Annotated in this window: 7 protein-coding genes; 2 read left to right on the forward strand and 5 right to left on the reverse strand. The window is 78.8% G+C overall.

Features of this window, described 5'->3' with window-relative positions; all coding sequences use genetic code 11:
* Nucleotides 1–249 precede the first annotated feature (249 nt).
* Both lnt and WDV85_RS09180 read left to right on the forward strand, forming a co-directional pair.
* The gene (gene lnt / locus WDV85_RS09175) at nt 250–2,088 is read left to right on the forward strand and encodes an apolipoprotein N-acyltransferase (RefSeq protein WP_339570316.1); all 1,839 of its coding nucleotides are present in this window, start codon (nt 250–252) and stop codon (nt 2,086–2,088) included.
* A complete protein-coding gene (locus WDV85_RS09180) occupies nt 2,085–2,705 on the forward strand; it encodes an FxsA family protein (RefSeq protein ID WP_339570317.1) in 621 nt (206 codons plus the stop codon). Before lnt ends, WDV85_RS09180 begins: the two co-directional genes overlap by 4 nt.
* A gap of 128 nt (nt 2,706–2,833) precedes the next feature.
* On the opposite strand, the gene WDV85_RS09185 is transcribed toward WDV85_RS09180, so the two are convergent.
* From WDV85_RS09185 to WDV85_RS09205, 5 genes are all read right to left on the reverse strand, one after another.
* Nucleotides 2,834–3,184, reverse strand: coding sequence for an RNA polymerase-binding protein RbpA (locus tag WDV85_RS09185; protein WP_171204248.1), 351 nt, complete (start codon nt 3,182–3,184; stop codon nt 2,834–2,836).
* Between the two features lie 335 nt (nt 3,185–3,519).
* Nucleotides 3,520–4,926, reverse strand: coding sequence for an MFS transporter (locus tag WDV85_RS09190; protein ID WP_339570318.1), 1,407 nt, complete (start codon nt 4,924–4,926; stop codon nt 3,520–3,522).
* Nucleotides 4,923–5,756 (reverse strand): glycerophosphodiester phosphodiesterase family protein, encoded by an 834-nt coding sequence (locus tag WDV85_RS09195; RefSeq protein ID WP_339570319.1) that lies wholly within the window; start codon nt 5,754–5,756, stop codon nt 4,923–4,925. Before WDV85_RS09195 ends, WDV85_RS09190 begins: the two co-directional genes overlap by 4 nt.
* Complete coding sequence (locus tag WDV85_RS09200) at nt 5,753–7,240, reverse strand: M15 family metallopeptidase (RefSeq protein WP_339570320.1); 1,488 nt, start codon at nt 7,238–7,240, stop codon at nt 5,753–5,755. Before WDV85_RS09200 ends, WDV85_RS09195 begins: the two co-directional genes overlap by 4 nt.
* 228 nt (nt 7,241–7,468) lie before the next feature.
* Nucleotides 7,469–9,328, reverse strand: coding sequence for an AMP-dependent synthetase/ligase (locus WDV85_RS09205; RefSeq protein WP_339570321.1), 1,860 nt, complete (start codon nt 9,326–9,328; stop codon nt 7,469–7,471).
* Nucleotides 9,329–9,376 lie beyond the last annotated feature (48 nt).

The following is a 9,376-nucleotide window of genomic DNA, read 5'->3' on the forward strand; positions in this document are numbered from 1 at the left end:
CGGGAGGCGGTTGACACGGGCCCTGCCCCGAGTACCGTCGTCGTCGGCCACCGCGGCCACCCGTGCACGTGGTGGAGCAGCGGCGGACCCGCTCGCCCCGTAGACAACGTCTCGCAGACCCCGGCGCCACCGAGGCTCGGACGGACCGAAGGGCGGGCGGGTCCGTCCGCTCAGCCGATGAGCGCCGTCCGCCCACGGGCCCACGGTGCCGCCACCGGGCGTCCACCACCGGGCGCCTACCCTGGCCCCGTGCTGCTGCGCCCCTCGCCCCTGGCCCGCGCGGCCGCCGCCGCGCTGGGGGGCGCGCTCGTGGCAGCCGCCTTCCCCGAGCCGGGCTGGTGGTGGCTCGCCGCCCCCGGGGTCGGCGCCCTCGTGGCCGCCGTCGCCGGCGCGCGGCTGCGCACCGCCGCCCTCCTGGGCCTCCTCCACGGCCTGGTCCTCTTCGTCGTGCTGCTGCGCTGGACGGCGGAGTACGTCGGCCCCGTCGCCTACGCGCTCGCGGTGGCCGAGGCCCTCTTCGTCGCCCTCGCCGGGGTCCTCCTCGCGCTCGTGCTGCGCCCCCTCACCCCGGGCACGGGCGCGCGCCGGGAGGTGCCGCCGGGCTCCTGGGCGCCCCCGGGCGCGGCGACGGCGTGCCTGCAGGCGGTGGGCGCGGGCGCGGTGTGGACGGGCGTGGAGGCCCTGCGGGCCCGCTTCCCCTTCGGGGGCTTCGGCTGGGGGCGGCTCGCCTTCAGCCAGGCGGACGCGCCGACCGTCGGGCTGGCCGCGCTGGGCGGGGCGCCGCTCGTGTCCTTCGCCGTCGCGACGACGGGGGCCGCGCTGGCGCTGGCCCTCCTGCACCTCGCTGCGGCGGCGGGGGAGCACCGGCTCCGCCGCGAGGAGGCGCCGCGCACCGCCGGCCCGACGTCCACGGCCCCGCGGACGCTCGTGCGCTCGACCGCGCGGGCGCTGCCGCCGCTGCTGCTCGCGGCGCTCCTCGCCGCCGGCGGGGCGCTCGTGCCGCGCCCCACGGCCGCCGAGGCCGGGACCCTCGTCGTCGCCGCCGTGCAGGGCGACGTGCCCGAGCCGGGCCTGGACTTCAACGCCGAGCGGCGCGCCGTCCTCGACAACCACGTGCGCGGCACCGTGGAGCTGGCCGACGCCGTCGCCGCGGGACGGGCGCCCCAGCCGGACGTCGTCGTCTGGCCCGAGAACGCCAGCGACATCGACCCGTTCGCCAACCCCGACGCCGCTGCGCGGATCGAGGAGGCCGCCCGGGCGATCGGGGCGCCGGTGCTCGTCGGCACGCTCGTCCGGGGCAGCCGCGGCACCGGGCTGCCCGCGGACCTCGAGGCCGGCGCGAGCGGCACGGGAAGCACGGGGGAGGGGCTCGAGGACGACGAGCTGCGCAACGTGGTCGTCGTGTGGGACCCGGAGGAGGGCCCGACGCAGGTCTACGCCAAGCGGCACCCCGTGCCCTTCGGGGAGTACGTGCCCCACCGCGACTTCTTCCGCCTCTTCAGCGACAAGGTCGACCTCGTGCGCGCCGACATGGTGCCGGGACTTCGTCCGGGCCTCCTCGACGTCGCCGGAGCCCGGCTCGGGGCCCTCATCTGCTTCGAGGTCGTCGAGGACGGCCTCGTCGACGACGTCGTCCGCGGCGGGGCCCAGCTGTTCGTCGTCCCGACGAACAACGCCACCTTCGGCTTCACCGACGAGAGCGTCCAGCAGCTGGCGATCTCCCGGGTCCGGGCCGTCGAGGAGGGCCGCGCGGTCGTCCACGCGTCCACCGTGGGCGTCTCGGCGGTCATCGCCCCGGACGGCAGCACCGGCCGCACCACCGAGCTCTTCACGCCTGACGTCCTCGTCCAGGAGGTCCCCCTGCGCACCAGCCTGACCCCCGCCGCCCGCGCCGGCGCCTGGCCGGAGGTCGCCCTCACGGTGCTGGGGGCCCTCGCGGCCCTCGCCGGCGCCCTGGGCGGGCGCCGCGCCCGGGCCGGACGGCCCGACGACGACGACGGCGCCGGCGCCGCGGACGACGACCCCCGCGGTCCCGGACCCGGCGCGCGCCGGTCACCGGTGCCCTCGGCGGCGGGCGGCCCGGCGTGAGCGCCTCCCGCACGGCCGGCTCCCGCCGGAGCCCGGGCGGACGGCGCCGGTGGCTCGCCGTCGTGCCACCCCTGGCCGTCCTCGTCGAGCTGCTCGGGATCCTGCTCGTCGGCGAGGCGGTCGGCGCGGGGTGGACCGTCCTGCTGCTGATGGCCGCGGCCGCGCTCGGCGTCGTCGTCCTCGTCCGGGGCGGGCTGGGCGGAGCCCGGCGCGCGGCGCGCGCGGCCCGGGAGGGCCGCCTCGACGGCCGGTCGGCGAGCCGGGAGCTGGGCGACGCCGGGCTCGTGGCGCTCGGCGGGCTCCTCCTCGTCGTGCCCGGCTTCGTCAGCGACGTCGTCGGCCTCGCGTGCGTGCTGCCCCCCACGCGCCCGCTCGTGCGCCGGCTGCTCGGCGCGGCGGCCGGCGCGCTCGCGCTCCGGGTCGTCGGGCTCCGGCGCGGCGACGTCGTCGCCGGCCGGGTCGTGCTCGACCCCGACGCCTCGAGCGGGCGCTCCGGCGCGGGACGACCCGGCGACGGTGAGCGGGGCGACGGTGAGCGGGGCGACGGGGACCAGGGCGACGGGCTCCTGCGCGGGCGGGTGCTGCCCCCGCCCCAGGACCCGCCGGAGCCGCGCTGACGCGCCGCGAGCCCTCACGACGACGGCCGCGCCGCCCCCGAGGGGGCGGCGCGGCCGTCGTCGTGGTGCGCTCCTCGCGGGCCGGCACCGAGGTCAGGGGGCCGGCGCCGCGAGCGGTGCGCGAGCGCTCAGGCGGAGCGCTTGGCGTGGAGCATGCCGCTGCGCAGCAGCTCCAGCCTCTCGTCGAGGAGCACCTGCAGGTCGGCGACCGAGCGCCGCTCGAGGAGCATGTCCCAGTGCGTGCGCGGGGGCTTGCCCGGCTTCTCCTCGGGGCGCGAGGCGTCTCGCAGGAGCGCCATCTCGCCGCACCGGCACTCCCAGAGCGCCGGCACGTCCGCCTCCACGGAGAGCGGGACCACGGTCCGGTGGTCGTTCGAGCAGACGTACTCGCGCATCTGCCGGGGCGCCGGCTCGACGCCGGTGTCCGACTCGAGGCTCGCCGCGCCCAGCCGGGTGCCTCTCAGGCTCCTGTCGGCCATGGTGAGCCACCTCCATCCTGTTCTGCTGCCACGGGACGCCGCGGGATGGGGGCGTCCGGTACCTGGGGTCCAACGGTCACCCGCAGCACCCTGTTCCTCATCCGGCTGGGCGGCACCTGGGAGTTCGCCCCGGCCGGGACGGGCCCGCCGTCCCGGGCACCGTCATCCCTCCTTCGACGCCGCGGCCTCCTGCGGATGCCCGGGCGGCCCTCGGGTTCCCGGTCCGCCCCGCACCTGCGGGGGCGGCGCGGCCGGCGTCACCCGGACGGAGCAGCGCCCACCCCGGCGCTCGTGCCCGCTGCCCCCGTGCCCCTGCCCGGTGGACCGCGCGTCCCTCAGACCCTCCTCGGCTGCTCGCGGCCCGCGTCCGCGATCCCCCGGCGGACGTCGACCCGCAGCAGCAGGAGGCCGCCGAGCACGAAGAAGACGACGAGCGAGGCGACGGCGGGCCGGTAGGAGCCCGTGAGCTGGTAGACGAGGCCGAAGACGAGGGTCCCGACCCACGAGGTCCCGCGCTCGGCCGCCTGGTAGAGGCTGAAGTACTGCGCCTCCCGACCCACCGGCACGAGCTGGCTGTACAGGGACCGGGAGATGGCCTGGGTCCCGCCGAGCACGAGCCCGATGGCGACGGCGAGGAGCAGGAAGAGGCCGAAGCGGCCGGGCGGCAGGACGAAGCCGGCCGCCACGACGGCCGTCCACGCGACGAGCGACCACAGCACCGTGCGCCTCGCGCCGAAGCGGCCGGCGAGGGCGCCGAAGACGAGCGCGCCCACGAAGGCGACGGCCTGGACGAGGAGGATCGCGGTGATGAGCTGCGCCTGCGCGAGCCCCAGCTCGACCGTGCCGAAGAGGCTGGCCGCGTAGATGACCGTCTGGACGCCGTCGTTGTAGAGCAGGAAGGCCGCGAGCAGCAGGAGCGTCATGGGGTGGCCCCGCGCGTGGCGCAGCGTCCGCACGAGCTCGCCGGCGCTGCCGGCGAGGGCGCCCCGGCGCCGTGCGGGCGCCGGCTCGTCGTCCGGGGGCCGCACGAGGGGGCGGTCCCGCAGCCCGAGGACGGGCACGAGGCTGAAGACGCCCCACCACACGCCGGCGGACAGCAGGCTCACGCGCACCGCCTCGGCCTCCGTGAGCCCGAGCGCGTCGCGCCCGGACACGACGGCGAGGTTGGTCGCGAGCAGGAGGAAGCCCCCGAGGTAGCCCAGCGCCCAGCCCCGGCTGGAGACGGCGTCGCGCTCGTCGGGGCCCGCGAGGTCGAGCAGCAGGGCGTTGTAGACGACGAGCGAGGCCCCGAGCGAGGCCCCGGCCACCACCTGCAGGACGACGCCGAGCTGCCAGTCGGTGCCCGTGACGGCGGCCATGGCCGCGGCGGCCGCGGCGCCGACGAGCGCGAAGGCCCCGAGGAGCAGGCGCTTGCGCACGACCCGGTCGCACAGGGCGCCGACGAGCGGGAGCAGCAGCGCGCTGAGCGCCGTCGAGACGGTCGTCGTGTACAGCGCCAGCGACCCCGGGGCGACCGGCACGCCGAGGACCGAGAGGGTGGCGTCGCACGTCGCGCCGTCGGCGAGGTCCGGGCAGGCGGCCGCCGTGGCCACGGCGGTGAGGTAGGGGGCGAAGAGCACCGTGCCCGTCGTCGTGACGTACGCCGAGTTCGCCCAGTCGTAGACGTACCAGGCGCGACGTTCGCGGCGCAGCTCCGGAGGGACCGGGGCGACAGGGGCGCGCGCCGCGGGGGAGCGGCTCACCGGGCGCGCCCCGACCCGCCGGCGCGCGCGTCCAGCACGCGGCGCAGGAGGTCGGTGCGGTCGGTCACGAGCCCGTCGACGCCCTCGTCGAGCAGCCGGTGCATCGTCGGGACGTCGTCGACGGTCCACACGTGGACGAGCCGGCCCGCCTCGTGGACGGCGCGCACGAACGCGGGGGTGGCCACGCGCTCGGGCACCTGGAGGACGTCGACGCCCGCCAGGGCCCGGGCGACGGCCCGCCGCCGCGCGGCCGCGGGCAGGGGGGCGCGGACGGCCCCCACGACGGCGGCGACGAGCGGCGCCCCGGCCGAGGCGGCGGTCGCGGCGGGCAGGCCCGCGAGCACGGCGCGGCGGCGGCGCTCGGAGAAGCTCGCGACGACGACGCGGCGCCACGCCCCGGTCCGGCGGAGCAGGTCCGCGAGCGGCTCCACGGCGCCCGGGGCCTTGACGTCGATGTTGAGCCGCGCCCCGGGGAGGGCCTCGAGGACGTCCGCGAGGCGCGGCACCGCCTCCCGGCCGCCGATGCGGGCGCGCGAGACCACCGACCAGGGGGTCCGCGCCAGCTCGCCCTCGGCGTCGGTCACCCGGTCGAGGCGGTCGTCGTGGAAGGCGACGAGCACCCCGTCGGCGGTGGTGTGGACGTCGGTCTCGACGAGGTCGGCGCCCAGCTCCAGGGCCGCCGCGAAGGCCGGGAGGGTGTTCTCCAGGCCGTCCCGCGAGAAGCCCCGGTGGGCGAGCAGGAGCGGCCCGTCGCCCGCGAGGGCGGGGGGGCGGGTGCGGCCCGGCCCGGCCGTCCCCGGGCTGGTCCCGTCGTGGTGCGCTGCCGTCACGGGGCCGCCGGGGCCGCGCCCGCGCCGGTCGCGGTCTCGGCGAACTCGAAGTGCCACGGCTCCGGCTTGCTGCCGCCGCGCCCGGCCCACGAGGGGTGGAACCAGCCGAAGAGGGGGGCTCGCTGGACGACCCACGCGTGCTGCGGCGTCCCGAAGTCCTCCACGCCGCCGCACAGGTCCACGGCGCGGCCGAGGCCGTGGCGGCTCGTGCCGGGGACGGCGGCGAGACCCGGCTTCGTGGCCCGCAGGCGGATCTGGTCGGCCAGGGGCCGGTAGGAGTCGGTGACGCACAGGGGCGTCCCGAAGACCTCCTCGTACGCCCGGCTCATGGCGTCGAAGGCCGCCGCGGCGTCCCCGCGCAGGCGGTGGCCGGGCGCCGTCCGCAGCGCGCACAGCGCCTCCTCGGGGATCTGCCCGTTGGCGTAGGCGCTGAGGTCGCTCGAGGCGCACCCGCCCCCGCGGGCCGCGCCGGCGGCCTGCACGCCCGCGAGCCCCCCGACGGCGAGCGGGGGCGTCGTGACGCCCTCGGGCAGGCCGAGCTCCTCGCGGGCCGCGGCCAGGCGGGCGTCGACCGCGGCGGCCAGCTCGCGCTGCTCCGCGAGCGCGGTCTCGGCCGCCGCCGCCTCGGCGTCGGCCGTCCGCTGCTCGGCCACGGCGCGCTCCTCGGCGGCCGCCGCGCGCGCCAGCGCCTGCTCGGCGAGGCGCTCGGCGTCGAGGGCCCCGCGCACGGCCCCCGCGCGCTGGCGCCCGACGGCCTGCAGCAGGCTCAGCTGGGAGCCGACCTCGTCGGTCGTCGCGCTGCCGAGCAGCGCCGAGGCGACCGGCATGCCGCCGCGGGCGTCCTCGGCGCCGCGGTAGGCCGAGCTGGCCCAGCGGCCCACGGCGCTGCGGCCCTGCGCGACGAGGGTCGCCGCCGAGGCCGCGACCTGCTCCTGGTGGGCGCGCTCGGCGAGGGCGGCGTCGTGGCGGGCGCGGGCGGCGTCACGCGCCTCCAGCGCGACGGTCGCCCGGGCGGACACCTCGGCCAGCCGCGCCGACGCCTCCGCCGAGGCGGCCACCGCGGCCTCGTAGGCGGCGACCGCTCGCGGGTCCGGCACGGGTGCGGGCTCCTCGGGCGCCGCCGGCTCCTCGCCGTCCTCCGGCGCCGGCTCGTCGTCCGGGGCAGCGCCGTCCTCCGGGGTGGCGCCCTCCTCGGGAGCAGCGCCGTCCTCGGGAGCAGCGCCGTCCTCGGGAGCAGCGCCGTCGTCAGCAGCAGCGGCCTCGCCCGGGGCGACGCCGTCCTGCGCAGCGCCTGGGGCGGGCGTCTCGGCCGGCGCGGGTCCGGTGTCGCCGGGTCCGGTGTCGCCGGGTCCGGTGTCGTCGGGCCCGGCCGTCGCGCCGGGCAGCGGCACGACGGCCGCGCCCGTCGCGGGCGGCGTCACCGCGCCCGCGGCCGCCGCCGGGACGACGAGCCCTCCGCACAGCGCGGCGCTCGCCAGCACCACCGCAGCCGCGCTCGTCGTCCGCCGCGTCCTCGTCCTGCCCCGCACCGCCGGCTCCCCGCCTCGTCGTCGTCCCATCCTGCCGGTCCATCGGCAGCCGCGTCCCGGGTCTGGAGGCCTTGCCCGACCACCCGCGAGCCCACCCGACCCGGGTGTCGGCGCGTCGACCGCCCGGCGACCGCGAGGGGCCCGCCGGACGGCGACGCGGTGGCGCGCCCCGCGGGCCGCCGGCTACCGGCGCGGGCGGTACATCGCCTCGACCTCGTCGGCGAACTCCTCGAGGACGACGCCGCGCTTGACCTTCATGCTCGGCGTCAGCTGCCCGCCCTCCTCGGTGAGGTCGACGGGCAGGACCCGCAGGCGCCGGATGCCCTCGGCCGAGGACACGCTCTCGTTGGCCGCGTCGACGGCGCGGCGCAGCTCGGCCAGCAGGTCGGGGTCCTCGACGAGGTCGGCCGCCGGCGCGGCCGGGCGGCCGGACTGGGTGAGCCAGGCGTCGAGCGCCTCCTGGTCGAGCGTGACGAGGGCCCCCACGCTGCTGCGCCCGTCGCCGACGACGACGGCCTGGCTCACGAGGGGGTGCGCCCGCAGGCTGTCCTCCAGCGGGCCGGGGGAGACGTTCTTGCCCGAGGACGTCACGAGGATGTCCTTGGAACGCCCGGTGATCGTCAGGTACCCGTCGGCGTCGAGGGAGCCGAGGTCGCCGGTGGCGAACCAGCCGTCGTCGTCGAGGACCTCGCGCGTGGCCTGCGCGTTGCCGAGGTACTCCCGGAAGACGTGCCCGCCGCGCACCTGGACCTCGCCCGCCTCGGAGATGCGCAGCTCCGTGCCCGGCAGCGCGCGCCCCACCGAGCCGACCCGCTGGTCGCGGGGGGTGTTGACCGTCGTCGCCGCCGTCGTCTCGGTGAGGCCGTAGCCCTCGAGGATCGTGAGGCCGATGCCCCGGTAGAAGTGGCCGAGCCGCTCGCCGAGCGGCGCACCGCCGGACACGGCCCACTCGGCGCGGCCTCCCAGCGCGGCGCGGAGCTTGCCGTAGACGAGCCGGTCGAACAGCGCGTGCTGGGCCCGCAGCAGCAGGCCCGGGCGCCCGGTGTCCTGGGCGCGGCTCCAGGCGGAGGCGACGTCGGCGGCGCGCTGGAACACGGCCCCCTTGCCCTCGGTCGTCGCGCGGCGCCGCGCCGTCTCGTAGACGCGCTCGAAGACCCGCGGGACGGCGAGCACGAAGGAGGGCTGGAAGGTCGGGAGGTCGCGCGTGATGCGGGCGACGTCGCTGTGCCCGACGCGGATCCGGGCCATGAGCACGGCGACCTCGATCATCCGGCCGAAGACGTGGGCGAGGGGGAGGAAGAGCAGCGTGGAGGAGCCCGGGTCCTCGAAGAGCTCGGGCAGGAGCTCCACGGCCGTGCCGCACTCGACGAGGAAGTTCCCGTGGGTGAGCACGCAGCCCTTGGGCCGGCCGGTGGTGCCCGAGGTGTAGATGATCGTCGCGACGTCGTCCCGGGTGAGGGCCGCCCGCCGGCGCTCGAGCTCGGCGCGCCCGTCCGCGCCCGCCGCGCCCCCCGCCGAGACCAGGTCGGCGAGCGTCGGCAGGACGCCCGTGGCGCCCCCGTCGACCACCCAGGAGGTCCGCAGCGCCGGCAGCCCGTCGGCGACCTGCGCCAGCGTGCGCGCGTGGCTCGGCGTCTCGACGAAGCACGCGACGGCGCCGGAGTCCTCGAGGATCCACCGCAGCTGGTCGGGCGCGCTGGTCTCGTAGACGGGCACCACCACGCCCCCGACCGCCCACACGGCGGCGTCGACCAGCGTCCACTCGTACCGGGTGCGCGCCATGAGGCCGACGCGGTCGCCCGGCGCCACGCCGGCGTCGAGGAGCCCGAGCGCCACCTGCTCGACCTCCTCGCGGAAGCGCGCCGCGGTGACGGCCTCCCAGCCCCCGCCGGCGCGCCGGGCCAGCACCTCGCGGTCGGGCTCGTCCTCGGCGGCGCGGACGACGACGTCCGCGAGGCTCGCCGGCGGGTCGACCTGCCACCACCAGGTCCGACCGGTCGTCCCGCCCGAGCCGCCACGGGGGGAGTGCTGCACTGCGCTCATGGGCGCAGCCTAGGGACGGCCGGCGGCGGCCGGGCGCCACCGGTGGCG

It is taken from the genome of Pseudokineococcus sp. 5B2Z-1 (assembly GCF_037482305.1).
Classification (GTDB): Bacteria; Actinomycetota; Actinomycetes; order Actinomycetales; family Quadrisphaeraceae; genus Pseudokineococcus.